Origin of the sequence: Micromonospora sp. NPDC049301, assembly GCF_040678715.1 — a bacterium.
Classification (GTDB): Bacteria; Actinomycetota; Actinomycetes; order Mycobacteriales; family Micromonosporaceae; genus Micromonospora.
In genome coordinates this window covers 224,621-248,633 of sequence record NZ_JBFAQO010000002.1, presented here as the reverse complement: position 1 = coordinate 248,633, position 24,013 = coordinate 224,621, and the positions used below count along the sequence as shown (strand labels likewise).

Here is a 24,013-nt window from a genome sequence, read left to right as displayed (position 1 = left end):
GGACATCGGCGGGCGCAGGCTCACTCGTCGCGCCGGAGCAGGGCGACCGGGAAGTCGTTGACCGTGTTCAGCAGGCTGTTGGGCATGGTCGGCGCGTCGATGGGGGCGGCACGCCGGCCGCTGACCATCGGACGGTACGACCGTCGCCACAGCTCGCCGGCACCGACCGACCGCCGCTCGGCCACCACGTCGTCCGGCAGCTCGAACGGGGAGGGGAAGGGCAGGTAGCGCGGCAGGAAATCGGCCAGCATCGCCTCCTGCTCCTCAAACGACCGGGGGTCGGAGTCGGTGTCGTTGAGGCAGAACACGTCGCGGTGCCGGCGGGCCAGCAACTCGGCCAGGCGTGCGGGCGTGGAGGGGTGACCCAGGTCGGCGTACTCGTACTCGATGTCGCCGGGAACGGCCTGCGCGGTCAGGAACGCCCAGTACTGGTGCAGCGACGACGGGATGGCGAGGTCGCCCTGGTGGCGGAAGCGGTGTCGCGCGGTGGCCGTCACCTCCGCCGGCAACCTGCCCTCGATCTGCTGCATGATGCTGCGTCGCAGCGCGAACGGGGTGTGCTTCATCTTCTGCGTGATGGTCACACCGAACTGCCGCTGGATGTGCCGGCGGTTGTTCTTGCCGGCGGCCTTCACCGGCGGGTCCTCCGGCTTCGCCTCGCCCAGGCCGAACTGTGCCGGTGAGGGGAAGAACTTCGCGATCCCGTTGGCGTGGAAGAAGTGGGTCGGCAGCAGCGGCCGGCCGAGGAACACGTCGTCGTTGAGGTAGAGGAAGTGTTCGGAGAGGCCGTCGATGCGGTGCAGCCGGGACTCGATGGCGTGCGAGTTGTACGACGACCGACCGCCGAGGTCGGCGAAGAGTTCGGCGTGCGAGACCAGCGTGATCATCGGGTGGCTCGGGTCGAGCCAGCTCGGCAACTGGCTGTCGGTGATCAGGAAGATCCGCCGCAGCCAGGGCGCGAAGCTGTGCAGCGAGCGCATCGAGTACCGCAGCTCGTCGCGGTTGTGGTAGCGCGACGAGTTCGCCGCGACGGCGTGCAGCGGGCCGTCGGGGGTGCCGAGCGCGATCGACTTCCGCTTCAGCCACTGCGGGTCGGACCCGTCCACCCAGGTGTAGACGGCGTCGATCGGGAAGCCCACCCGGTCCGGCGCCCGGACGGCCAGGTCACGGCGGGTGCCGTAGGCGTGGTCGTCGGCCTCGGGCACGAAGTGGCTCAGCAGTGCCGCGGCGACCCGCACGGGCTGCGCCTCGGCGGGCGCCTCGTCGACCACCCCGTTGCGGCGGGGCGCGCGGACCACGTCCCCGTGCCGGCTCCAGAACTCGATCTCACAGGCGAACTGCGCGCCGAGGACCACACCGGCCCGGGCGTCGGTCACCGGGAACCAGACCTGGAACACCTCGGTCGGGGACGCGTCCGGCTGGTCCCGTCCGGGCTGGACCTGCACCTGCCGGACCTGGGCGCCGGACAGCTCCGGCGCGGAGCGGATCAGGCGCCGCACCGCCGGCCGCCGGTCGTCGAGGACGGCCACCGTGCTGCGCAGGTGGTCGTCGTTGCGGATGCAGTGGTACTCGATGCCGGCCGACTCGAGGGCGGTGGTGACGGCGGTCAGGTTGCGGTGCCACCGCTCGAGCGGGCTGGTGGTGGCGACCACCTCCGCCTGGGTACGGATGCCGCCGTCGGAGACCCGCACGCGGGCGCCCAGCGGATGCACGGTGTCGCCACCGCGCCGCCGGGAGAACGTGCGTACGAGGCCGATCCGCCGGTGCGCGGGCAGCATGCCCAGCAGTGCCCGGCGTACCGGCGGGGGCATCAGGCGGTAGATGCGCAGGGCGATCATGCTTCGGGCCGTTCCGCCGGGGTGGCCACGTCGTTCGCGGCCACCGTCAGCGCTGCTGCGGGGCCGTGGCGCCGGACGCCACCTGCTCGGACCGGACCAGTACGTACGCAGCCATCACCGCATGCCTTTCCACAGCTCCCCGTTACGCTGCGCGACGAGTCGGTGTGGTACGGCGAGTGCCGCGACCAGCAGCAGAGGACCCGTAACCGCACCCGCCTCGGGGCCAGCCACCCCGCTTCCATGTCGGGAGTGGGGGGCCGTCGCAGGTGACCCCCGGCAGCATATTCACCTGCGGGCCATCAAAAAACCACACGATCGATACCTGGCCTACCAGCGATCGTCGCATAAAGATGATTTGCGGTAGAAAGCCCGACTAATCCTGACCGTTCAGCGGGTACGCCGGCACCGGGACGGCCGGCTGAACATGGCTTCACGCTTCTCCCCGCCCGGGCAGGTAACCGGTATAGCGGTCCGCGGCGGCGTACCGGCACCTGGCAGAGTGGCGGGGGTGACCGAGACCGAGCCCGCCGCGACCCGGGTGCTGCACCCGCCGGTCGGCTACCGGCTGGCCGCATCGGTCCGCCCGCTCACCTTCAGCCCGTACGACCCGTGCGCGCGCATCGCCGCCGGCACCTTCTGGTGGGCCACCCGCACCCCGGACGGTCCGGCCACCCTGGCCCTGCGGCCGGCCGGCGGCGACCTGGTCGCCGAGGGCTACGGGCCGGGCGCCGCGCACGTGCTGGCCCGGGCCGACGGCATCGCCGGCCTCCGCGACGACCTGACCGGCTTCGCCGAGCTGGCCTCGACGCACCCGCTGGTCGCCCGACTGGCCCGGGAGCACCGCGGGCTGCGGATGCCCACCACCGGGCAGGTCTTCCCGCGCCTGCTGCGCGCGGTCTTCGAGCAGAAGGTCACCGGCAAGGAGGCGTACCGGGCGTACGCGGCGACCGTGCGGCACTTCCGTGAGCCGGCACCCGGTCCGCTGCAACCGCTGCTGCTGCCCCCCGAGGCCGCCGCGGTGGCCGCAACTCCGTACTGGGTCTTCCACCCGTTCGGGGTGGAGCAGCGCCGCGCCGACACGTTGCGCCGCGCCGCCGCGCTCGCCGACCGGTTGGAGCGCTGCGCCGACGCCACCGAAGCCACCCGCCGGCTGACCGCCATCGCCGGCATCGGGCCGTGGACCGCCGCCGAGGTGGTCCGGATCGCCTACGGCGACGCCGACGCGGTCAGCGTCGGCGACTACCACATACCGAACACGGTGGCCTGGGCGCTCGCCGGTGAGGCTCGGGGCGACGACGCCCGGATGCTGGCCCTGCTGGAGCCGTTCCGGGGTCACCGCGGCCGGGTCTGTCTGCTGCTGGAGGCCGCCGGCATCCAGGCGCCGAAGTACGGTCCCCGCGCGCCGATCCGCTCCTTCGCCCGGTTCTGACCGGCGGCCGTCAGCGGCCGGCGCAGAGCCGGCGCAGGGTGCGGCCGAGCCACCAGGCGTACGCGTGCTGCACCGCCCGGGCGGCCGGGCCGGCGGCGCGGGTGAACCAGCGGTCCGGGCGGCTGAACGCCCGCACCTCGAACCAGACCGCGCCGGTGTCGTCGCGGCCGACGACGAACGCCTCCTCGCCCCGCTCCGGGTGCCCGGGCCGGGTGCCGTAGCCGAAGCCGGCGAGTCGGGGCGACTCCTCGCTCCAGACGACCTGGCAGGACCCCCAGATGCGGACCGAGCCGACGCCCAGACCGGCGCTCACCAGCACGCCCTCGGTGGCGCGTGGGGCGTCGGTGCGCATCCGGACCCCGGCGACGCGGTGCAGCCGCCAACTCAGCACCGCCTCCGCGGCGGCGTCGAAGCAGCCGGGCGGGAGTGGGTGGCGGTGGCGCAGGTGGTGGTATCCGCCGGGCAGCGGCCCGTGCCGCGTCCGTCCCACCTCCGGGTACGTCAGCTCGCCCACCACTCCTCCTCGTCCCCGTTCGGACACGGCCAGGGTACGGCCGGCCCGTCCGGGCCGCCGGTCGAGGACGGCGGCGGCTGTGATGCGCTGCCCGGATGAGCGTCGGTGCTGGAGAAGCCGGCCGTCAGCCCCGTTCGCACCGACGCCTGAGCCCGTCGGCCTCCAGTCGCAGGTAGCGGCGCAGCAGACCGCCGTACAGCCAGCCCACCGGCCCGGCCAGCGGCCCGGACTGGGTGAGGGCCAGCTCGACCCGGGTGCGCCCGTCGGCCAGCGGCAGCACCCGGTGCTCCGCGCTGGTGCGCACCCCGGGTGCGTCGGAGACCCAGGTGAAGGCATGGTTCTCGGTCAGCTCGGTGACCCGCCAGACCGCCGGCCGCAGCCTCGGCTGGTCCAACCGGGCGGTCGCGCCGACGGTGAGCGGCCCCGGCTCCCCCCGCCGGACCCCGCGTACCGAGGCCGTCCACTCGGGCCACCGCTGCACGTCGACCAGCACCGCCCACACCCGCTGGGCGTCGGCGGCGATGTCCGTGCCGGCTTCGAACCGCATCTCGTCTCCTCCCCCGGCGGCGCCGCCGCCGCGCACGAGGACGAGCCTGCCCGATGGATCGTGACACCGGCATCGACCGGCCGGCCCGCACCACGGGGGCCGCAGCCGCGAATCAGGCGGCCTCGCGCAGATCGGCCAGGCTGAGCGGGGTACGCCGACGCAGCAGCTCCTCCAGCTCGGGCACCGATCCGACCTCGCCGAGCACGTTCCGGCCGCCACCGAACCGCTCCGGGTAGCGCTGGGTCAGCCGGTACCGGTAGCGGCCCCGGATCAGCTCGACGCTCACCCGCCACCGCCCACAGCAGTCACAGACCCACTCGGACACCCCGCGAAACTAGCTCTGACCTGCGGTTATCTAATTCGCCCGGACAGGACGAGCGGCGCGTGGGTGGACACGCTGCCCCGGCCGCCCACGGTGATCTGCCTCACGACTGTCGGCACCGTCTGATTGACTGGTCGCCGTGGACCTGCCGATCAACCCCCCGGTCGAGCCGATGCTGGCCAAGAGCGTCCCCAAGCTGCCCACCGCACCCGGGATGACCTACGAGCCCAAGTGGGACGGGTTCCGGTGCATCGTGTTCCGCGACGGTGACGAGGTGGAGCTGGCCAGCCGGGGCGGCAAGTCGATGACCCGCTACTTCCCCGAGGTGGTCGAGCAGGCCCGCCGGCAGCTGCCCGAGCGGTGCGCGGTCGACGGGGAGCTGATCGTCATCCGGCGGGACGGCCCGGGCGGTCAGCCCCGGCTGGATTTCGAGCTGCTGGCCCAGCGCATCCACCCGGCCGCGTCCCGGGTGAAGCTGCTGGCCGAGACCACTCCGGCCGACTTCGTCGCGTTCGACCTGCTGGCCATCGGCGACGAGGCGCTGCTGGACCAGCCCTACCCGCACCGCCGGGAGCGGCTGGTCGAGGCGCTGGGCGGGGTCCGCCCGCCGGTGCACGTCACCCAGGTCACCACCGACCCGGAGACCGCGCGCCGCTGGTTCGACGTCTTCGAGGGCGCCGGGCTGGACGGGTTGATCGTCAAGCCGGCCGACCTGCCGTACGAGCCGGGCAAGCGACTGATGGTCAAGGTCAAGCACGCTCGCACCGCGGACGCGGTGGTGGCCGGCTTCCGCTGGCACAAGTCCGGTCCGGTGGTCGGCTCGCTGCTGCTCGGCCTCTACGACGACGCGGGAGTGCTGCACCACGTGGGGGTGAGCGCGTCGTTCAGCATGGCCCGCAGGGCCGAATTGCTCGACGAGCTGGCGCCCTATCGGGACACCGGCGGCGAGCACCCGTGGGTGCACGGCGACCACGAGCGCGGCCAGCGCATCCCGGGCGGGGTGAGCCGGTGGACCGGCACGAAGAACCTGGAGTGGGAGCCGCTGCGCCCGGAGCTGGTGGTCGAGGTGGGCTACGACGCGATGGAGGGTGACCGGTTCCGGCACACCGCCCAGTTCGTGCGGTGGCGGCCGGACCGCGATCCCCGCTCCTGCCGCTACGACCAGCTCGACCGGCCGATCCGCTTCGATGTGGACCAGGTGCTGCGCGGCGACCCGGCGGCCACCGTGGACCGGGCCGCCACCGGCCCGGCGTAGCCTGGCCGTCGACCCGACCCCGGAGGACCACGTGACCCGCACCGCCGACCAGCCTCGGATGGCGACCAGTCGCCGGGTCCGTCGTCGTCTCGCCGTCTTCGCGGTTGCCGCGCTGCTCACCGCCGGCTGCACCCTGCCGGCCTTCGCGCCGCGTACCGAGGTGCAGGGCGAGGCGGCGCCGACCGGCAGCGCGCCGACCTGGCGGGCCTGCCCGGAGGTCGCCGACGAGCTGGTCGGGCGCGGCGCACCGGACATGCGCTACGAGTGCACCCGGATCGCGGTGCCACGCGACTGGGGCACCGGCGGCGGGGCGACCGCCGGACCGGGCGCCGGGCAGACCTTCGAGATCGCCCTGCTGCGGGCCCGCTCCACCAAGCAAAGGGACCGGGTCGGGTCGTTGGTGATCAACCCGGGCGGCCCCGGAGGCTCCGGCGTCGACACCGCCGTCTACCTCTCCTTCGGCCCCCAGTTCGGCGGGTTGCCCGCCTCGATCACCGAGCGGTTCGACATCGTCGGGTTCGACCCGCGCGGGGTGTCCCGGTCCAGCCCCGTCAAGTGCATCTCCGACGCCAACCTGGACGCCAGCTTCGGCTACGACCCGGATCCGACCAGCCAGGCCGCGTTCGACGGCTTCGTGGGGTTGAGCCAGCGGATCGGGCGCGGCTGCGGCGAACGGTACGGCGACCAGTTGCCGCTCTACGGCAGCGAGCAGGCCGCCCGGGACATGGACGCGGTCCGCGCCGCCGTCGGCGACGACAAGCTCACCTACCTGGGCTACTCCTACGGCACGCTGCTCGGCGCGATCTACGCGCAGCTCTACCCGCAGCGGGTGCGGGCGCTGGTGCTCGACGGCGCGGTCGACCCGCGGCAGCGGCTGGTGGCCGGGTCGGAGAGTCAGGCCCGCGGCTTCGAGCGGGCCTTCGGCAACTTCACCCGCTGGTGCGCGGCGAACGCCGCCCGCTGCCCGATCGCCCCGGACGCGCGGGCCGCGGTCACGTCGGCGATCGACAAGGCCCGGGTCTCCCCGGTACGCGGCGACGACGGGCGGGAGGCCACCGCCGGCTGGGTCTTCTACGCGGTCATCTCCTCGCTCTACACGGAGTCCGGCTGGCAGGAACTGGCCCGGGCGATCGACCGGCTGGCCGAGGGCGACCCGAAGGACGTGTTCCGGCTCGCCGACGCGTACGCCGGCCGGGAGGACGACGGGCACTACTCGAACCTGTTCGACGCCAACCTCGCCATCAACTGCGCCGACGAGACGGAGAAGCCGAGCCGCGAGCAGATCCGCCAGTTGCAGTCGCAGTGGCGCACGAAGTACCCGCTGTTCGGGCCGGCGCTCGCGGTCGGCATGCTGAGCTGCGTCGAGTGGCCGGCCAAGCGGGACCCGTACCCGACGGGGCGGGCGAACGGCGCGCCACCGGTCGTGGTGGTCGGCACCACCGGCGACCCGGCGACGCCCTACGAGCAGACCGGCCGGCTCGCCTCGATGCTCGGCGTCGGCCGGGTGCTCACCTGGGAGGGTGAGGGGCACACCGCCTACCCGCAGACCCCCTGCATCACCGCGGCGGTCGACGCCTACCTGATCGACCTGACCGTTCCCAGGGAAGGGCTTCGCTGCCCGGCCCGGTGACCGGCCGGGTCGGCGGCAGTGGCGGCAGCTCGATGCCCTGTCGGGTGGCCAGTTCCTCCAGCAGCGCCCGCATCCGGCGCACGTCGGCCTTGAGCTGCTCCTGCTCCTCGTGCACGAACGCGTCGTCGTCGACGATCAGCCGGCTCGCGAAGTGCGCGGTGATCAGCGGGATGACCAGCAGCACCATGGTCGAGATGAGCAGCGCGGCGAGCGTGCGCCCCGCCCAGGTGGTGGGCGAGATGTCGCCGTACCCGACGGTGGACGCGGTCACCACCGCCCACCAGACGGCGTCGGCGGGGCTGCGCTGCTCGACCTCGCCGTAGATGACCCCGGCCACCACGATCATCAGCAGGTACGACGTGATCAGGGTCCGCGGCGAGTTCGCGAACCACACCAACGCCCGGTAGATCCAGCGGAACGGCAGCAGCAGAACCTCCATGCCGCCCATGCTGCACCGCACGGGCAACCGGCACCTGCCCATCCGCCCGCGTCGCTGTGCCAGGCTCACCGGCATGACCGATGTGATCTACCGCGAGGCGGTCCGGGCCGACCTGCCCGCCGTCATCGCCCTGCTGGCCGACGACGTCCTCGGCAAGGCCCGCGACTTCACCACGGTCGACGAGGCGTACGAACGGGCGTTCGCGGACATCAACGCCGACCCGCGCAACCAGCTGATCGTCGCGGAGCAGGGCGGCGAGCTGGTCGGCTGCCTCCAGATCACCTACATTCCGGGGCTCGGCCGGCACGGTGCCGAGCGCTCCCTGATCGAGTCGGTCCGGGTCCGCTCCGACCGGCGCGGACAGGGGCTGGGCCGGGAGCTGATGACCTGGGCCGTCGACCAGGCCCGCCAGCGCGGCTGCGCGCTGGTGCAGCTCACCACGGACAAGGCCCGCCAGGACGCGCACCGCTTCTACCTGAGCCTCGGCTTCGTCGCCAGCCACGAGGGCATGAAGCTCCCGCTCTGACCGGGGTTGCGCGGGGGTGGCCCGGACCCGTCGGCCGGCGCGACGAAGCGCCCCGCCGGCCGACAGGGCTGCGGTCAGACGTCGACCAGGCGACCGTCGCGCAGGGTCAGCACCCGGTCGGCGAGGTCGATCAGGGCCGGGTCGTGCGTGGCCACCAGGGCCGTCATGCCTCGGGCGTGCACCACCGCGCGCAGCAGGTCCATGATGGACCGACCGGTCTCCGAGTCGAGCTGGCCGGTCGGCTCGTCGGCGATGAGCAGCGCCGGCTCGTTGGCCAGCGCGCGGGCCACCGCGACCCGCTGCTGCTGCCCACCGGAGAGTTCGTACGGGCGCTGCGCCGCGTGCCCGCCCAGACCGACCAGTTCCAACAGCACCGCGACCCGCTGCTCCCGCTCGGCCGCCGGCACCTGCGCCAGCCGCAGCGGCACGCCCACGTTCTCGGCGGCGGAGAGGATCGGCACCAGACCGAAGGTCTGGAACACGAAGCCGACGGTGCCCCGGCGCAGCCGCAACAGCTCCGCCTCGCCCGCCGTGGTCACCTCGTGCCCGGCCACCACCACCTGGCCGCTGTCCGGCCGGTCCAGCCCGCCGACGAGGTTCAGCAGCGTGGTCTTGCCGGCGCCGGAGCGGCCCTGGATGGCGACCAGCTCGCCGCGGTCGGCGCTGAACGAGACGTCCCGCACCGCGTGCACGGCGTGCTCGCCCCGGCCGAAGGTGCGGCTCACGCCGCTGACCCGGACCACCTCACCGGCCTCGGTCCGCCCGCCGGCCCCGCCACCGCCGGCCGCGTCCGTCACCACCATGTCCCGACGGCTCACGCCCGCGCCTCCCGTCCATCCGAGGCCCGGTCACCGGGCCGTACCTGCACATGGTCCGGCTCCAGATCGAGCCGGACCCGGTCCCGCAGCGACAGCGCGTCGACGAACGCGGCCGGCAGCTGCATCCGGCCGGTCCGGTCGAGCACCGCGTACTCCTCGCTGACCAGTTCGGTGCTGCCGTCCGCGCCGACCCGCGCGCTCCGGCGTACCTCGGAGGAGGTGCGGCCGTCGCGGATCGCGACGGTCCGGCGGACCTGGGAGGCCACGGCGTGATCGTGGGTGACCACCACGATGGTGACGCCCAGCTCGGCGTTGATCGTGCGCAGCGCCGCGAAGACCTCCGCCCCGGTCGCCTCGTCCAGTTCACCGGTCGGCTCGTCGGCGAAGAGCACCTCCGGGTCGTTGGCCACCGCCACCGCCACCGCGCACCGCTGCTGCTCGCCACCGCTGAGCTGCCCCGGCCGCCGGTCCGCGCAGTAGCCCACGCCGACCAGGTCGAGCAGCTCGCGGGCCCGCTCCCGGCGGGTCCGCCGGGAGCCCGTGCCGGCCAGCTGCATCGGCAGCTCGACGTTCTCCAGCGCGGTCAGGTACGGCAGCAGGTTGCGGCCGGTCTGCTGCCAGACGAACCCGACCAGCTGCCGCCGGTAGCTCAGCCGCCGCTTGGCGGAGAGCGAGAGCAGGTCGTAGTCGGCCACCCGGGCGATGCCGGCGGTCGGGGTGTCCAGACCGGACAGGATGTTGAGCAGCGTCGACTTGCCCGACCCGGAGGCGCCGACGATCGCCACCAGCTCGCCGCGGTCGATGACCAGGTCGAGCCCCTGCAGGGCGACCACCTCCACCCCCTCGGTCTTGAAGATGCGCACCAGGCCGTCGCAGACGATGTGCCCGCGCAGGCGGTCCTGCCCGCCGGCCCGCTCGGCGGCGCGTTGCGCGGCCCGCTGTTGCAGGGCGGCCAGGTCGGGCACCAGTGGAGTCTGGGCGGTAGCGGTCATCTCAGCTCTCCTCTCCGAGCCGGAGCACCTCACCGAGGCGCAACCGGCGGTTGTTCAGGGCCTCGACGGCGACCGCGAAGCCGAGGGCGACCGCCCCGAGCGCGAGCACGGCGGCGACCAGGCCGGGCTCGAAGGCCACCCGGACCGGCATGCCGCTGGTGAACGCGGACAGGCCGAGCACCGGGTTGAGCAGCAGCGGCAACACCGCCCCGACCAGCGCGCCGGTCAGCACCGACACCCCGACGAGCGGGGTCAGCTCGACCAGCAGCAGCCCCCGCCACTGCCGACGGGACAGGCCGAGGGTGCGCAGCCGGGACAGCACCTGACCTCGGGCCCGCGCGCCGGCCAGCACGGTGAAGGCGATGGCCAGTAGCCCGAGCACCGTGCCACCGACGGCGCCGGCCGCGAACCCGAACGCCAGCACCCCGTTGGCGCCGCCGTCGCCCAGCTTCTGGCGGACGTCCGCGCGGGTGTCGACCGTCACCCCGATCGGCCGGTCCCCGCCGGTCACCGCCCCGCCGCGCTGGAAACGCTCCTGTCCCTGGTCTCCGACCTGGCGCAGCGCCTCCGGGTCCAGCCGGTCACCGGCGACCAGCAGGCTGGTCGGGACGGGCGTGGTGTTGCGCGCCGGCAGCGCCTGCCAGGGCAGGATGACGAACCGGCCGGCGCTCGCCGGCAAGAGCGGGAAGCTCTCCGCCGTGCCGGCCGTCTTGAACTCGTACCGCTGGCCCTGCACGGAGATGAAGGCGGCGTCGTTCAACCCGGCCCGCGCCAGGTCCGCGGCGACCGCGGGCGAGACTATGGCGGGCAGCGCCCCGGACTCGGCCCGGGCGGTGCGCAGCGCGGACGGTATCGGCAGATCCACCTCGGACTCCCGGGTCACCGCCGCCAGCCCCGGGGCGTCGACCAGCAGCACCGTCACCTGCCCGACCCGCGCGTCGGTGCCGAGCGCGTCCGTGGCCAGCCGCTGATCCGGCTCGCTCAGCACCGGGGTCGCGGCCCGGACGCCGGGTAGGCGGCTCAGCGCGTCGAGGGTGTCCGGGGCGAAGCGCTCGCCCCGCATCAGCGCGTCGGCCGGGACCGTCCGCTCGGCGGCCCGGTCCCGGCTCGCGTCGACACCGGCGGCGACGACCCCGCAGAACGCCGCGGTGCCGATCGCCAGCACCACGACGACCAGCGGCCCGGCGACGGCGGCGCGTCCGGCCCGCGCGGTGCCGAGGAAGGTCACGGTGCCCCGGGTCCGCGCGGCCAGCCGGCTGACCAGCCGCAACGGCCAGGGGTACGCGCGCAGCGCGAGCACCGCCGCGGCGACCGCGAGCAGCACCGGCACGGACACCAGCAACGGGTCCACCTCGCCGAGGGTGAGGCCGCGTCGGCGCAGCAGCACCGCGGCGAGCCCGGCCAGCAGCAGCAGGAAGACCTCGACGGTGAGCCGGCGCGCCGACGGGCGCATCCGGATCAGGTCGCGGCGGGTCGCCCCGCCGGCCGGCACTGCCAGGGTGGCCAGCGGCAGGGCCAGGGTGACCAGCACGGTCGCCGCGGCGGCGTACGGCGCGGTCGGGTCGGGGGCGCCGGGGAAGAGGGTGCCCAGCCACCAGCCGAGCGCGGCCGCGACCGGTACCACCAGCAGCGATTCGGCGAGGCTGCGCCGGGCACCGGCGGTGGCCGCGCCACCGCGGGCGCGCAGCAACGCGAACTCACTGCGGCGACGCCGGGTGGCGAGGGTGGCCGCGAGCACGATCAGCCCAGCCAGCGTGGCGAGCACACCGGCCGCGATCACCGCCAGCAGCGTCCGGGCGGCGTCGACCTGGGCGGCGAACGCGCGCAGCGGGACGTCGACGCCCTGGGTCAGCGTGAGGCCCGGCGGGGTGGAACGTTGCACCTGTTGCAGGCCGTCGATGAGCTGATCCAGGTGGCGCGCGTCGACGCGGTCGACGCCCAGCCGGTAACGCCAGGTGAAGCGCGCCGGCCAGCCCGCGGCCACCCGCTTGTCGAGCGCGGTCTGGGCGACCACACCCACGACGATGAACGGCTCGCCGTCGCCGAGGGGTTCGGTCACCCGCTGCAGCGGTGGCAGGCCATCCCAGATGCCGTCCGCGCTGTCGACGGGGCGGAACAGCCCGGCCACCACGACCGGCTCCGGATCGATGAGAATGCCCTTGATGTCGACGTCGCCCATGCGCAGTTGGCTGCCGGCCTTCAGGTTGAGCTTGCGCGCCACGTCGGCGTCGAGCGTCACCTCGATCGGCCGGCCGGGGACCCAGGTCTCGCTCGGCCACGCGCCCTCGACGAGGGTGCCGGCGTCCTGGACGCCGGGCACCGCCCGCAGGCCCAGGTCGACCAGCAGGTTGCGGGCCGCCAGGTCAGGTCCGGCCAGTCGGGTCGGCGGAATCTCCGCGCTGTACCAGCGCTCCGCCACCGCCGAACGCACCTGCGACGGCATCTCCGCGGCCAGGGTGTCGAAGCGCTCCCGGGCGGTGTCCATCGCCGACGTCGTGGCGGCGGTGCCCACCACCCCGGAGGTGTACGACAGGTCCCGTCGGGGCGCCGGCTCGCTGTTCAGCTGCTCCCGCAGGCCCTGCTCGGCGAGCCGGTTGACCAGCCGGGGCACCCCGCTGACAAGTAGCGTGACCACCAGCGTCAGCACCGCCAGGAGCAGGAACTGCCCGCCGTACGCCCGGACCCGCCGGACGGCACCGATGCTCATCGGGTACTCCCCCGTGGTGCCCGGTCACCGGGTCGCACGTCGCGCCCGCTCATCGTTCTCCCCCGATCCGCAACTGCACCGCCGCCACCCGCTGTCGGATGCCGGTGGCGATGAACGCGCTGAAGGCGAGCGCCGCCAGCAGCAGGCCGACCGCGGTCAGACCGATCGGCACCCACGGCAGCACGAACGTCGCCGCGGGTACCGGCCGGCCGGCGGCCGGGGTGAGGATGACCAGCGGGGCCATGGTGGCTCCCACCGCGGCGCCGAGCAGCAGCCCCACCCCGACGCCGATGCCGGCGAGGAAGGTCTGTTCGGCCAGCAGCGCGCGGGCCAGCAGCCGGGGCGTGGCGCCCAGGGTGTGCAGCACCGCGAACTCGCCCAGGCGGTGCCGGGCGGTGGCCCACACGTCCACCATCAGGCCGACGAGGGCCAGCAGCACCGCGCCGAGCGCGGCGGCCAGCATCCCGGTGCGCGACCCCTGCCAGTACGGGTCCTCGGCGGCCGCCTCGATCACCGTCTCCCGGTCGAGCACGGTGACCCCGGGCAGCTCGCTGGCCGCCCGGGCGGCGGCCGCCGGGTCGTCGGCGCCGATCCACCACTCCGGGACCGATCGGATCGTGCCGCCGGCCCGGATCAGGGCGTCGACCGCGGCGGGCAGGTCCAAAAGCACGCCCTCACCGGTGGTGGTCGGCACGGACGTCAGCTCTCCGACCAGGGCGACGGGCACCGACGCTCCCGAGAGTGCCAGCGTGGCGGTGTCGCCGATGCGCAGACTCAGCGCCTCGCGTACCCCGGGTGTCATCAGCACCGGGACCGGCGCGCTGTCCCCGCCCGGCACGATGGCGAACCGGGTCTCCGGCTGATAGGCGAACTGGCCGCCCGGAATCAGCTCCACCGGAAGTTCGGCGGTGACCCCGGTAGCGCTCGACGACGCCGGCTGGGCTGGTCGCCCGCCGGCCCTCATCGCCCAGTCGCCGGTCAGCTCGGCCGGACGGGCCGTGCCGTCCGCCCCGACCAGCGCCAGGTGGTCGACCTGGAGCCGGTACGAGGTGCCGGAGGCTGGCCCGCCGTCGGCCTCGAACCCGGCCAGCCGCAGCCGCGCCCCACCCACGTCCGGCAACCGCACGGTGAAGGGCGTGGCCCGGCCGTCGCTGGGAGCGTCGACCGCCGGCAGCCGGAAGGCGAGCCCGTCGGCGCTGGTGACCAGCAGCGCCACCGCGACCCGGTGTGGGCGGACGGCATTGGCAACCGGGGTGCGGACCGTACCGGTGATCGCACGACTGCCAGCCGGTAGCGCGAGTCCCACGGGAGCGCCCCGGGCTCCCACCATCCGCCGATACTGCTCCGACACCGGTTCGTCGCTCAGCCGGTCGGCGAGCCGGACGACACCGGCCGCGCCGGCGGAGTCGAGGCCGACCACCGTGATCGGCAGATCCTCGCGCCCGACCCGCACCTCGTCGCGCCACGCCGGCAACGCCCGGTCGACGCCCGGCAGCGCGGCGATCTGACCGGCCCGGGTCGGCGGCGCGGAACCCGCCCGTTCGGTCACCCGCAGGTCGGCGCCGACCGTGTGGGCGGCCTGCTCGACCTGGGACCGTTCGCCGGTGCTGATCAGGGACCAGGCGAGGGTGCTGCCGCCGACGGCGAGGGCGAGCAGCAGCACCGGGCCGGCGTGCGGACGCCGCCCGGCCTGCCACATGCCGAACATGGTGGCCGTCCAGGGGCGCCGGTCGACGAACCGCTCGGCGAACCGGGTGAGCGGCGGAAGGATCCGCAGCGCCAGCACGGCACCGGCCAGCACGCCGAGCGTCGGGGCGGCGACCAGCAGCGGGTCGAGCCCGAGCCGGCCGCCCGAGCCGGCCAGCGGGGAGGCGTACCGGCGCAGCTGCACCCAGGCGAGCACGGCGAGCGCCACCAGCACGAGGTCGACGCTTGCCCGCTGGACGCTCGCGGCCCGGTTCGGCCGGGACCGGGCGGCCATGTCGGCCACGTACGTCCCGGCGCCGCGCAGTGTCGGAGCGACCATGGCCACCAGGCAGCCGGCCGCGGTGGCCGCGGCAGCCGCCCAGACCAGGGTGGTGTTGCCGCCGGCGGTGGAGAGGTCCGCCGACCCGCCGGGCCGGACGAACCGCAGCGCCTCCACGGCGATCACCGGCCCGAGCAGGGCGGCCGGGGCCACCACCAGCGTCGCCTCGCGGGCGGCCAGGCCGGCCAGCTGCCGGCGGGCGGCGCCACGGGCACGCAGCAGCGCGGTCTGCGGACGGCGGTCCTCGTGCAGCAGGGCGGCGACCAGCACCAGCGCGTACCCGCCGAGCACCAGGATGAGCAGCAGCGGGGTGGCCAGCGCGGAGCGGCCCACCAGGTCGGCGCGGCCGATCCGGTCCAGCAGCCGATCCATCTTGGTCACCGTCTGCCCCGACGTGCCCAGTTGGGCGGCCTCGGGCACCGCCGCCGCGGCCGCTGTCATGGCCGACCGCACGGCGGGCAGGTCGCCGGCGTCGACGCCGGCGAGGTGCGGTTCGGCCAGCCAGGACGCCGAGACCGAGCCCGGGAAGGTGGCCGCGAAGTCGGCCGGATCCAGCACGAACGGCCCGTACGAGGTGGCCGAGCCGACGCTGCCGGCGCCCACCCCGGGGGCGAGCAGCCAGTACGCCTCCGCGGCGTCGCGGGGCCGCCAGGTGCCGGCGAGCTCCACCTGGCCGGCCCGCTCCGTGGAGCGGTCGCGCAGCGGGATCCGCTCGCCGGCGCTCAGGCCCAGCGCCGTGGCGACCCGTTCCGGCAGGCTCACCTGGATGGGGTTCGCGCCGGGGCGGGGCCACGCCCCGCTGGTCAGCTCGGCGTGGCCGGCCAGGTCGTCGAGGGTGGCCAGGTTCGCGAAGATGGGCTCGTCGCCGGTGCGGGCCACCGATCCGAGATCCCCGGTCAGCTCCCGGCCGATGCCGTACCGGGCCGCGGTGACGGTGACCGGCACGCCGGCGAGCCCGTCGGCGAACTCGGCACGGACCGCGCCGTCCCGGGTGGCGAACTCGGCGGCGTCGCGCCCGGCCGAGCCGCTGACCAGCAGGCCACGCTCCTCGGCCGGCGAGGCTGCCACCAGGGCTCGCTGCCCGGCGTCCACCGCGCGGCGGTTGTAGTCGGACAGGCCGGTGACCAACGCGACGGCGACCAGGGCGGCGATCACCGCGGCAACCAGCAGACCCCGCGCCTCGCGGGCCCGCCTCCACACCAGCTTCATCCGACGCCTCCCCTGGCCCTGTCGGGCCGACGACCATCAAACAGGCCACCCACCGGGAAAGGTTCGCGCCCGTTACTTGATCGTTATTGCGGGAAGGGTGATCAACTCCGGTTCAGGGAAACCGGAGCATCCCCTCGACCGGGGCACCCCGAATTCCTTGAGATGGAGGCGATCTACCTGCCTCGTCGGACCTCCCACACGCCGAACACGACCGCGCCGACGACGAGCAGCACGCCCAGGAACTGGAGGCCCGGCGAGTCGTCGGCCTCCCCGTGCGCGATGCCGGCGACACCGAGCGCCACTCCGAGGAGGGCGACGAGCAGGAGGACGTATCTCATGAGGTCTCCTCCTCGACCCACTCGAGCAGGTCGCCGGGCTGGCAGTCGAGCACCCGGCACATGGCCTCCAGGGTGCTGAAACGGACGGCTTTGGCCCGGCCGTTCTTCAGGACGGCCACGTTCGCCGGCGTGAGGCCGACACGCTCGGCGAACTCACCGACGCTCATCTTGCGTTTCGCCAGCTCGACATCAATGCGGACGATGATCGGCATCAGATCACCGCTTCCATGTCGGTGCGCAGCACCGTGGCCTGCCGCAGGAGCGCACGCATCACGACCATGAGGAGCCCCAGCACGGTGACGCCGGTCAGCAGCAGGAACAGCAGGAGCGGCAGCCCCGGGTCGTCCGCGTTGAAGCCGACGTAGAGGAAGACACCCACGAGCACCGCCCAGGCGGCCCCGATGGCCCACACGATCACATCCACCCACTTCAGCGCCACCTCGCTGAAGATGCGGTCGGCCTTGACCAGACTGAGCAGCTTCCACGTGGCCACGATCACCACCTGGACACACAGCAGCCAGAACACCGTCACGGCGGTCGCCGGCCACCGCAGGTACGCGAAGTCCGGCGACTCCCTCGCCATGTGGGCGAACTGCCCGGGCAGCGAGACGGTCTGGAACATGACCAGGATCCCGAACAGCAACACGAGAAAGACTCTGAGAGCGGCAACCGCCCGATGCTCTGTCACCATGCATCGAGTTTCGCTTGATACCTATCGAATGTCAATCGATCTGCCCGGCGTGCTCACGATCGCGCCGACCCGCCGGAACGGGGCGCCGGGAATCCGCGGATCCCCGGCGCCCGTCAGCTGACCCGGGACGGCTACTCGCAGCCCAGCGCGTCCCGGTACCCGGCGAACGACTCACCGGCGGCCACCTTGTCGGCGGTCTCCCAGAACACCTCCGGCCAGTCGCCCTCGTCGTTCATCTGGTGCAGCACCTTCCAGGAGTGGCTGCTGCGCAACGCGTCGCCGGCCCGCTTGAGGGCGGCGTCGTCGCCGGCCTGCTTCGCGCGCAGCCACTCGGCGATCCAGCCACAGCCGACCCGGCTGGTCACCCTGGCGCCGAACTGGTAGGCGTCGTTGGTGCCGAGGGTGCCCAGCGCGGCCGCGTCGAAGCCCGGAGGGAGCGGCACGTCGGCGAGCACCTTGGCCGCCTGCTCGTCCACCCGTCCCGGCGTGACGATCTCGGCGGGAAGCGCGGCCAGCCACGTGCGGGCGTCGACGCGGACCACGTGGGCGAGAACCCGATCGAACTCGTCACGCGTCCAGTCGCCTCCGGTGCGCAGTTCGACGAAGGAACCGTCGCGGGGCCTGAGCATGACGGCGAAGTCGCTCGCGCTGTACCGGAACAGCTCGCCCGCCCAACCGTCGACCTTCACCGGCTCCGGCTTGCTGACGTGGAGCCGATCCTGGCGGTAGCCGTCGTACTGGCCGGCCGGGTACCAGTTCATCGCCAACTCCCGCTCCTCGTTGCGGAACGCGATGGTGCCCTCCTCCTCGGCGAACCCGTAGACGGTGGTCGCCTTCCAGCCGGGCTGGTCGATGAGCAGTCGCGGGCTCTCCTCGGCCGCCTTGAGCACCATCGCCGAGTAGGAGACCGGCCCCGTCGCTCCAGAGCTGGTGGCACCGGTCCCCGGCGACGCTCCGCCGCCACCGGGCTGATCGGAGTTCACCACCGAGACGCCGAGGACAACGGCGAGAACGGCGGCCGCGACGCTGGCACTGGCGAGGCGGCTCACCACCCGCCTGCGGGACTGCGTGCCCGGTGGCTCGGCGGCGGGTTCGAGGGTCGGCGTGGACATGATCTCCTCCAGGAGGGTCTGCGCGGCCCCGTCGAGGTGCGTGATGACGTCGGGTCGGTACGGGTCGGCGTCTCGGACCATCCGGTCGAGGTGCTCGTCGGTCATCTGCCCTCCTCCGGGGCCTGTGCGGCCATGACGTCGAGTACATGTCCGGGTGGTCCGAGATCGTCACCGACGAGATCGCGCAGCCGGGCCCGGGCCCGCGACAGCCGGGTACGGACCGCGGCCGGGCTCACGTGCAGGACCGTCGCGACCTCGCGGGGCTCCAGACCCTCCCAGAAGGTCAGCGTCAACACCTCCCGGTCCAGCTCCCCCAGCCGGGCCAGCGCGGCCTGCATGGTGAGCCGTTCGGGCACCTCACTGCCCGGGTCCACGGTGACCGCGGCCCTCAGGCGTTGCCGCAATCGTTCACCCAGCCGGCCCCGGCGCAGCCCGCCGCGGTGGTGGTTCGCCAGCACCCGGCGGGCCACGCCGTGCAGCCAGAGCCGGACCTCGGGCTCGGGTGGCATCTCACGGCTGCGCCGCCAGGCGACGAGGAACGTCTCGGCGACCACGTCCGCCGCGTCCTCGGGCTGCTCGACGCGCCGCATCGCGTACGCCAGCAGCGGCTCGAAGTTGGCCGCGTAGACGCGTCGGAAGCGGTCCTCGTGCTCGGTCCCAGAGCTCACGTCTTTCCCATGTCCGGTCCAGCGCCCATCGTGACAGGCCCGATCCGGAAATCACGGCGCGCGCCGGGTCGGCCCGGACCGCCCGGGTCAGGCGCTGTCGTCGCCGGGGGTGCGCTTGGCCCGGCTGGGCTGGACGCGCTTGGGCTCGCCGGGCATCTTCGGGTGGTCCGGCGGGTACGGCAGGTCGCCCTGGCCGGCGGCGGCGTCCCGCTCGGCCCACTCCAGCAGCGGGGTGATGTCCCACGGGCTGTCGTCGATGCCGGCGTGCGGGTCGGCCCGCTCCTTGAGCCGGGCCGGGACGGTACGCAGGTCGAAGTCGTCCGGGTCGACGCCGGGCAGCTCGTCCCAGGTGACCGGGGTGGAGACGGTGGCGCGCGCGTTGGCCCGCAGCGAGTACGCGCAGGCGATCGTGCGGTCCCGGGCCATCTGGTTGTAGTCGACGAAGACCCGGCTGCCCCGCTCCTCCTTCCACCAGGCGGTGGTGACCAGGTCGGGGTGGCGGCGCTCCACCTCCCGGGCGAGCGCGATGGTGGCCCGGCGCACCTCGGTGAACGTCCAGCGTGGGGCGATGCGCAGGTAGACGTGCACACCCCGGCCGCCGGAGGTCTTCGGCCAGCCGGTGGCGCCCAGCTCGTCGAGCACGGCGCGGACCTCACCGGCGGCCCGCGCCGCGTCGGCGAAGTCGGTGCCGGGCTGGGGGTCCAGGTCGATGCGCAGCTCGTCGGGGCGGTCCACGTCGGCGGCGCGCACCGGCCACGGGTGGAACACGATCGTGCCCATCTGCGCCGCCCACGCGACATGGGCCAGGTCGACGGGGCAGAGCTCGGCCGCGCTCCGGCCGCTCGGGAAGGTGATCTCCGCGGTCGTCACCCAGGGCGGGACGCCCCGGGTCGGCACCCGCTTCTGGAAGAACATCTCGCCTTCGACGCCCTCGGGGAAGCGTTGCAGCGTGGTGGGCCGGTCCCGCAGGGCGCGCATGATCCCGTCGCCGACCGCCAGGTAGTAGTGGAAGACGTCCGCCTTGGTGAAGCCCCGCTGCGGGAAGATCACGCGGTCGGGACTGCTCAGCCGTACGGTGTGCCCGGCCACCTCGACCTCGGCGACCGCTGCCCTGGTGCCACCCATCCCGCGACCCTATGCCACGCCTGCGACGTTCGACGTACCGTTGGGGCGTGAGTCTTGACGACAACGAACTGCCCCAGACCGAGGACGAGTGGCGGGTCCGACTGTCCCCCGAGGAGTTCCACGTGCTCCGGGAGGCCGGCACCGAACGCCCGTGGACCGGCGAGTACGTGGACACCAAGACGGCCGGCGTCTACCACTGTCGCGCCTGCGGGCTGGAACTCTTCTCCAGCGACACGAAGTTCGACTCGCACTGCGGGTGGCCGAGCTTCGACGACGCCATCCCGGGCCGGGTCAAGGAGATCGAGGACCGCAGCCTCGGCATGGCCCGTACGGAGATCCGCTGCGCCCGGTGCAACAGCCACCTCGGGCACGTCTTCCACGGCGAGGGCTTCACGCCGAAGGACACCCGGCACTGCGTCAACTCGGTGTCCATCCGGCTGGAACCCCGCTGAGCTGAGGGGCCGGGCACCGCGCGGCGGCGGCGTACCCCGGTCACCGTCGCGCGGCCGGCGGCCCGGTCAGCAGCTCGACCTCGGCGGTCCGGGACTGCTCGATCCGGCGGGCCAGATCACGGACCCGTTCGCTGCCGCCGACGTCGACCTGGGCCCGGGCCAGGTCGGCCGCCGCCCGCTGGTGGTCGGCGAGCACGTCGCGCAGCACCCGGTCCACGTCGGCGTCCGACGCGGCGCGCAGCCGGTCGAGCGCGGCGTCGTCCCCGTGCCCGGCATGGTGGTGCCCGCCCGCGCTGGCACCCGGCCCCGCCGTGGGCAGCCAGCCCCGCATGGCGGACAGCTCGTCCGCCTCGGTCACCTCGATGGCGGCGGCCAGGGTGCGCAGCGAGCCGTCGCGCACCCGGTCCCGGGCCAGACGGACGATCTGAAGGGTGCGTTCGCTGTGCCCGACCATCGTGCTCAGGAAGACCACGTCGATGCCGCTCAGCGCGTCCTCGGCCGCCGCCGACCCGGCCGGGGACGCGGGAGCCGGTTGCGGCACGGTCGACGGGGTCGTCGCGGGCGGTCCGGCACAGGCGGCGGTGAGCAGCAGCACGGCGAGCAGGGGCGCCAGCAGGGTTCGGCGGGTCATGCCGGGTGCTCCGATCACGCGAAGACGGCGACACGGGTGCGACCGGGGTCGCACCCGTGCGGTCAGACCTGGCTCCAGAGCGCCGGCACGTTCGGCGGCTCCCACCCGGCGATGGCGGTGTGCGCCTGCCGGCAGCGGTACGTCTTGCCGCCGTAGGTGACCTGGTCACCGACCTGGTACGCCCGGCCGGCCGTCCAGGTGCCGCCCGGCGCGGGCGGTGGGGTCGGCGTGGCCGTCGGGGTGGGGCGCGGCGTCGGCGTGGGCGTCGGGGTGGGTGCCGGCCCGCCGCCTCCGCCGCCGATCTGCACGTCGATGCAGGAGTAGAAGGCGTTCGCGGTGTCGGCGATGTTCCACACCGCGAGGATCTTCTGCCGCCCGGAGAAGCCGCCGAGGTTGACGTTGTGCGAGACGGTGGCGCCCGGCTGCTGGCCGTTGCCGTTGACCGAGGCGACCCGGGTGTTGCCGATCCAGTACTCCCAGTTGCTGGTCGCGTGCCGGGCGGTGTTGGTCCAGGTGAAGGTCAGCGAGCTGCCGACCGAGGTGGCCGGCCAGCCCCGGCTGTCGTCGTTGAGGACGGCGAAGTGGGCTATTCCGGCGTTGCAGCTGCGCAGGCCCTTCGGCCCCTCGACGCTCTGCGGCTCGTACTTGATCTGCCCGCAGTCGGGCACCCGGCCCTGGGCGCAGAGCGCCTGCCTGCTCGGTGGGGCGGACACGTAGCCGTGCGCCTGGGCGGGCGCGGCGACGGTCAGGGTGGCGGCGACGGCGCCTGCCGCCACCAGCGGAACGGTGATTCTTCGACGCATCGGGGCAGCTCCTTCTCGAGGTCCGGTGGGTGCCCCTCAACGTAATTTAAACTTTGTTAACAGTAAAGACCCCCGTCAATAAATCCATTGATGATGACGAGTTTTTCGTCAGAGCCGGAGCAGGCTGCCCCGGTCGTCGACCTGGTCGGCCGAGTCGTCGTCCAGCCAGACCCCGCCGGTGGCGAGGTAGCGGAACCGGTACTCCCCCGGGCCGAGCTTCACGGTCACCGTCCGGGTGCCGTCACGGCGGCTCACCAGCTCGTGCCGGCCGGGCTCCCAACCGTTGAAGCAGCCGACCACGCTCACCGGGCCGGGCGGGACGTCGCGGGGCAGGCAGAAGGTGACCCGGGTCTGGTTGCCGAAGAGTTTGTTGCGCTTGATCACTGCGATCCTCCGGGGGTTGCGGGGGTTCACCTGGCCTAACGGACGACACGCCGGTGCCGACACGCCGCCCGAGCGGCCCGGCTGACGGCATTCCACCCGCTACCGCCGGATACCGGCGCATTCTGGATACACATGTCCTGATACGGGGGGTTTCTCGTGGCAACGTGCGAGGTCTGCGGCAACGACTACTGGATGGCGTTCGAGGTGCGTACGGTCAGCGGCGACGTGCACACCTTCGACTCGTTCGAGTGCGCCATCCACCGGATGGCACCCATCTGCGAGCACTGCGAAATCAAGATCGTCGGGCACGGCGTCGAGGTCAACGGCCGGTTCTTCTGCTGCGGGCACTGCGCCCGCGCGGTCGACGGCGCCGAGGGCGCCGAGATCCGCGACGCTGTCGGGGCGCGCCCCGCCTGAGCACGCCGCCTGCGGTACGGTCGTCCGATGCGGCCGTTCCTGGGTGTCCTGCCCCCGCCGCGCTCCTGACCGGAGCGCCGCGCCTTCCGTCGACCGGTGACTGACCGGTTCGGCCACCTCGCCGTACGCGCTCCGTCGACGTCGTCCCCGTCAACGGCTCACCCCTTCGGAGCGCACCCGTGTCCACCTCCCGTACCCTCCCGACGGCCGACCCGGCCGTCGCCCAGGCCCGCACCGGCCTGATCCAGATCACCGTCACCGGAGTGCTGTGGGGCACCACCGGCGTGGCGGTGCAACTGTTGCGCGAGAGCACCGGGCTCAGCCCGGTGAGCATCGGCTTCCACCGCCTGGCCATCGCCGCGATCGTCCTGCTGGCGTGCACCGCCGGCCGGTTCGGCACGATCCTGGCCGCCCTGCGCGCCGCGCCGGTGCCGCTGCTGGTTACCGGCGTGGGCCTCGGCCTCTACCAGGCGCTCTACTTCGCCGCCGTGGCGCTGGCCGGGGTCGGCGTGGCCACCGTGGTCAGCCTCGGCCTGGCCCCGGTGCTCGCCGCGGCCTGGGAGTCGGTGCGGGCCCGCCGGATCCCCGGCCCGCTGCGGCTCGGCACGCTGATCGCCGCCGTGGCCGGCCTCGCCCTGATCACCGGCGCCACCGCGCAGCCCACCGCGGCGGCGCCCGCCCCGCTGCTCGGCCTGCTCGCGGCGGCCGGATCCGGCCTCGGCTACGCGGTGACCACCCTGATCAGCCGGCAGGTGTCGCAGCGCACCGCGCCGATGACGCTGACCACCATCTCCACCGTGATCGGTGCGCTGACCCTGGCCCCGCTGGCGCTGGTCGCCGGAGTCGGCGTACCGGTACGCGTCGACACCGTGGCGCTGCTGCTGCACCTGGGCGTGGTCACCACCGCGGTGGCGTACGCGCTGTTCTACGCCGGGCTGCGCACCACGGCGGGCAGCGTCGCCGCCGTGCTCACCCTGCTCGAACCACTGACCGCGGCGGCACTGGCCGTGGCGCTGCTGCACGAACCGCTCCCGCTGCCGGTGATCGTCGGCGGCGCGCTGCTGCTCAGCGCCGTGGCCGCCACCTACCTGGCCCCCGCCCGGCCGGACACACCGTGACCGGGCCGGTCGGGCGGGACGG

Annotated in this window: 25 protein-coding genes; 7 read left to right on the top strand and 18 right to left on the bottom strand. The window is 73.8% G+C overall.

Features of this window, described 5'->3' with window-relative positions; translation table 11 throughout:
• Positions 1–20: 20 nt before the first annotated feature.
• Positions 21–1,838, bottom strand: coding sequence for a stealth family protein (locus AB0K07_RS07320; RefSeq protein WP_363751726.1), 1,818 nt, complete (start codon positions 1,836–1,838; stop codon positions 21–23).
• Positions 1,839–2,346: 508 nt separating this feature from the next.
• Between AB0K07_RS07320 and AB0K07_RS07315 the strand changes: the two genes are divergently transcribed.
• A complete protein-coding gene (locus AB0K07_RS07315; RefSeq protein ID WP_363751724.1) occupies positions 2,347–3,267 on the top strand; it encodes a DNA-3-methyladenine glycosylase 2 family protein in 921 nt (306 codons plus the stop codon).
• A 10-nt stretch (positions 3,268–3,277) separates the two neighbouring features.
• Here AB0K07_RS07315 and AB0K07_RS07310 read toward each other — a convergent pair whose 3' ends face one another.
• The 3 genes from AB0K07_RS07310 to AB0K07_RS07300 all read right to left on the bottom strand — a co-directional run bounded on the left by AB0K07_RS07310 (position 3,278) and on the right by AB0K07_RS07300 (position 4,653).
• The gene (locus tag AB0K07_RS07310; RefSeq protein WP_363751722.1) at positions 3,278–3,781 is read right to left on the bottom strand and encodes a DUF1990 domain-containing protein; all 504 of its coding nucleotides are present in this window, start codon (positions 3,779–3,781) and stop codon (positions 3,278–3,280) included.
• Positions 3,782–3,905: 124 nt separating this feature from the next.
• On the bottom strand, positions 3,906–4,328 hold the full coding sequence (locus tag AB0K07_RS07305) for an SRPBCC family protein (protein ID WP_363751721.1): 423 nt from the start codon (positions 4,326–4,328) through the stop codon (positions 3,906–3,908).
• Positions 4,329–4,440: 112 nt separating this feature from the next.
• Positions 4,441–4,653, bottom strand: a complete 213-nt coding sequence (locus tag AB0K07_RS07300; RefSeq protein ID WP_363751719.1) for a hypothetical protein — start codon at positions 4,651–4,653, stop codon at positions 4,441–4,443.
• A 136-nt stretch (positions 4,654–4,789) separates the two neighbouring features.
• On the opposite strand from AB0K07_RS07300, the gene AB0K07_RS07295 reads away from it, so the two are divergent.
• The gene (locus tag AB0K07_RS07295) at positions 4,790–5,905 is read left to right on the top strand and encodes an ATP-dependent DNA ligase (protein WP_363751717.1); all 1,116 of its coding nucleotides are present in this window, start codon (positions 4,790–4,792) and stop codon (positions 5,903–5,905) included.
• 58 nt (positions 5,906–5,963) lie between these two features.
• The gene (locus tag AB0K07_RS07290) at positions 5,964–7,535 is read left to right on the top strand and encodes an alpha/beta hydrolase (RefSeq protein ID WP_363752760.1); all 1,572 of its coding nucleotides are present in this window, start codon (positions 5,964–5,966) and stop codon (positions 7,533–7,535) included.
• Here AB0K07_RS07290 and AB0K07_RS07285 read toward each other — a convergent pair.
• Positions 7,462–7,974 carry a potassium channel family protein gene (locus AB0K07_RS07285; RefSeq protein ID WP_363751715.1) on the bottom strand — a complete coding sequence of 171 codons (513 nt, stop codon included), beginning with the start codon at positions 7,972–7,974 and terminating at the stop codon, positions 7,462–7,464. The two genes, AB0K07_RS07290 and AB0K07_RS07285, sit on opposite strands and share 74 nt — an antisense overlap.
• Positions 7,975–8,047: 73 nt before the next feature.
• Between AB0K07_RS07285 and AB0K07_RS07280 the strand changes: the two genes are divergently transcribed.
• Positions 8,048–8,500 carry a GNAT family N-acetyltransferase gene (locus AB0K07_RS07280; protein WP_363751713.1) on the top strand — a complete coding sequence of 151 codons (453 nt, stop codon included), beginning with the start codon at positions 8,048–8,050 and terminating at the stop codon, positions 8,498–8,500.
• Between the two features lie 74 nt (positions 8,501–8,574).
• On the opposite strand, the gene AB0K07_RS07275 is transcribed toward AB0K07_RS07280, so the two are convergent.
• From AB0K07_RS07275 to ligD, 10 genes are all read right to left on the bottom strand, one after another.
• Entirely contained in the window at positions 8,575–9,303 is a 729-nt protein-coding gene (locus AB0K07_RS07275) for an ABC transporter ATP-binding protein (RefSeq protein ID WP_363752758.1), read from the bottom strand.
• Between the two features lie 11 nt (positions 9,304–9,314).
• Positions 9,315–10,310, bottom strand: coding sequence for an ABC transporter ATP-binding protein (locus tag AB0K07_RS07270; protein WP_363751711.1), 996 nt, complete (start codon positions 10,308–10,310; stop codon positions 9,315–9,317).
• A gap of 1 nt (position 10,311) precedes the next feature.
• Positions 10,312–13,017, bottom strand: coding sequence for an FtsX-like permease family protein (locus AB0K07_RS07265; RefSeq protein ID WP_363751709.1), 2,706 nt, complete (start codon positions 13,015–13,017; stop codon positions 10,312–10,314).
• Positions 13,018–13,066: 49 nt separating this feature from the next.
• A complete protein-coding gene (locus tag AB0K07_RS07260) occupies positions 13,067–16,252 on the bottom strand; it encodes an ABC transporter permease (protein WP_363751707.1) in 3,186 nt (1,061 codons plus the stop codon).
• Positions 16,253–16,425: 173 nt separating this feature from the next.
• Positions 16,426–16,590, bottom strand: coding sequence for a hypothetical protein (locus tag AB0K07_RS07255; protein ID WP_363751705.1), 165 nt, complete (start codon positions 16,588–16,590; stop codon positions 16,426–16,428).
• Positions 16,587–16,802, bottom strand: coding sequence for a helix-turn-helix transcriptional regulator (locus tag AB0K07_RS07250; RefSeq protein ID WP_363751703.1), 216 nt, complete (start codon positions 16,800–16,802; stop codon positions 16,587–16,589). The genes AB0K07_RS07255 and AB0K07_RS07250 overlap by 4 nt, the downstream gene beginning before the upstream one ends.
• On the bottom strand, positions 16,802–17,236 hold the full coding sequence (locus AB0K07_RS07245; protein ID WP_363751701.1) for a DUF2975 domain-containing protein: 435 nt from the start codon (positions 17,234–17,236) through the stop codon (positions 16,802–16,804). Before AB0K07_RS07245 ends, AB0K07_RS07250 begins: the two co-directional genes overlap by 1 nt.
• A 176-nt stretch (positions 17,237–17,412) precedes the next feature.
• A complete protein-coding gene (locus AB0K07_RS07240; protein ID WP_363751699.1) occupies positions 17,413–18,498 on the bottom strand; it encodes a hypothetical protein in 1,086 nt (361 codons plus the stop codon).
• On the bottom strand, positions 18,495–19,061 hold the full coding sequence (locus AB0K07_RS07235; RefSeq protein WP_363751698.1) for a sigma-70 family RNA polymerase sigma factor: 567 nt from the start codon (positions 19,059–19,061) through the stop codon (positions 18,495–18,497). The genes AB0K07_RS07240 and AB0K07_RS07235 overlap by 4 nt, the downstream gene beginning before the upstream one ends.
• An 87-nt stretch (positions 19,062–19,148) precedes the next feature.
• On the bottom strand, positions 19,149–20,186 hold the full coding sequence (ligD, locus tag AB0K07_RS07230) for a non-homologous end-joining DNA ligase (RefSeq protein WP_363751697.1): 1,038 nt from the start codon (positions 20,184–20,186) through the stop codon (positions 19,149–19,151).
• Between the two features lie 47 nt (positions 20,187–20,233).
• On the opposite strand from ligD, the gene msrB reads away from it, so the two are divergent.
• A complete protein-coding gene (msrB, locus tag AB0K07_RS07225) occupies positions 20,234–20,638 on the top strand; it encodes a peptide-methionine (R)-S-oxide reductase MsrB (RefSeq protein ID WP_363751696.1) in 405 nt (134 codons plus the stop codon).
• Between the two features lie 40 nt (positions 20,639–20,678).
• On the opposite strand, the gene AB0K07_RS07220 is transcribed toward msrB, so the two are convergent.
• From AB0K07_RS07220 to AB0K07_RS07210, 3 genes are all read right to left on the bottom strand, one after another.
• Positions 20,679–21,269 (bottom strand): DUF305 domain-containing protein, encoded by a 591-nt coding sequence (locus AB0K07_RS07220; protein WP_363751695.1) that lies wholly within the window; start codon positions 21,267–21,269, stop codon positions 20,679–20,681.
• 62 nt (positions 21,270–21,331) lie between these two features.
• On the bottom strand, positions 21,332–22,072 hold the full coding sequence (locus AB0K07_RS07215) for a lytic polysaccharide monooxygenase (protein ID WP_363751694.1): 741 nt from the start codon (positions 22,070–22,072) through the stop codon (positions 21,332–21,334).
• A 108-nt stretch (positions 22,073–22,180) separates the two neighbouring features.
• Positions 22,181–22,456 (bottom strand): glycoside hydrolase, encoded by a 276-nt coding sequence (locus AB0K07_RS07210; RefSeq protein WP_363751693.1) that lies wholly within the window; start codon positions 22,454–22,456, stop codon positions 22,181–22,183.
• A gap of 156 nt (positions 22,457–22,612) precedes the next feature.
• Here AB0K07_RS07210 and AB0K07_RS07205 point away from each other — a divergent pair, with 156 nt between their 5' ends.
• Positions 22,613–22,873: a Prokaryotic metallothionein gene (locus tag AB0K07_RS07205; RefSeq protein ID WP_363751692.1), complete on the top strand. Its 261-nt coding sequence runs from the start codon at positions 22,613–22,615 to the stop codon at positions 22,871–22,873.
• 179 nt (positions 22,874–23,052) lie between these two features.
• Positions 23,053–23,991 carry a DMT family transporter gene (locus AB0K07_RS07200; RefSeq protein ID WP_363751691.1) on the top strand — a complete coding sequence of 313 codons (939 nt, stop codon included), beginning with the start codon at positions 23,053–23,055 and terminating at the stop codon, positions 23,989–23,991.
• Positions 23,992–24,013 lie beyond the last annotated feature (22 nt).

Coding starts and splice junctions, on each gene's coding strand:
- AB0K07_RS07320 (WP_363751726.1), bottom strand. CDS start 1,838: ATGATCGCCCTGCGCATCTACCGCCTGATGCCCCCGCCGGTACGCCGG.
- AB0K07_RS07305 (WP_363751721.1), bottom strand. CDS start 4,328: ATGCGGTTCGAAGCCGGCACGGACATCGCCGCCGACGCCCAGCGGGTG.
- AB0K07_RS07290 (WP_363752760.1), top strand. CDS start 5,964: ATGGCGACCAGTCGCCGGGTCCGTCGTCGTCTCGCCGTCTTCGCGGTT.
- AB0K07_RS07285 (WP_363751715.1), bottom strand. CDS start 7,974: ATGGAGGTTCTGCTGCTGCCGTTCCGCTGGATCTACCGGGCGTTGGTG.
- AB0K07_RS07280 (WP_363751713.1), top strand. CDS start 8,048: ATGACCGATGTGATCTACCGCGAGGCGGTCCGGGCCGACCTGCCCGCC.
- AB0K07_RS07275 (WP_363752758.1), bottom strand. CDS start 9,303: ATGGTGGTGACGGACGCGGCCGGCGGTGGCGGGGCCGGCGGGCGGACC.
- AB0K07_RS07270 (WP_363751711.1), bottom strand. CDS start 10,310: ATGACCGCTACCGCCCAGACTCCACTGGTGCCCGACCTGGCCGCCCTG.
- AB0K07_RS07265 (WP_363751709.1), bottom strand. CDS start 13,017: ATGAGCATCGGTGCCGTCCGGCGGGTCCGGGCGTACGGCGGGCAGTTC.
- AB0K07_RS07260 (WP_363751707.1), bottom strand. CDS start 16,252: ATGAAGCTGGTGTGGAGGCGGGCCCGCGAGGCGCGGGGTCTGCTGGTT.
- AB0K07_RS07255 (WP_363751705.1), bottom strand. CDS start 16,590: ATGAGATACGTCCTCCTGCTCGTCGCCCTCCTCGGAGTGGCGCTCGGT.
- AB0K07_RS07250 (WP_363751703.1), bottom strand. CDS start 16,802: ATGCCGATCATCGTCCGCATTGATGTCGAGCTGGCGAAACGCAAGATG.
- AB0K07_RS07240 (WP_363751699.1), bottom strand. CDS start 18,498: ATGACCGACGAGCACCTCGACCGGATGGTCCGAGACGCCGACCCGTAC.
- ligD (WP_363751697.1), bottom strand. CDS start 20,186: ATGGGTGGCACCAGGGCAGCGGTCGCCGAGGTCGAGGTGGCCGGGCAC.
- AB0K07_RS07220 (WP_363751695.1), bottom strand. CDS start 21,269: ATGACCCGCCGAACCCTGCTGGCGCCCCTGCTCGCCGTGCTGCTGCTC.
- AB0K07_RS07215 (WP_363751694.1), bottom strand. CDS start 22,072: ATGCGTCGAAGAATCACCGTTCCGCTGGTGGCGGCAGGCGCCGTCGCC.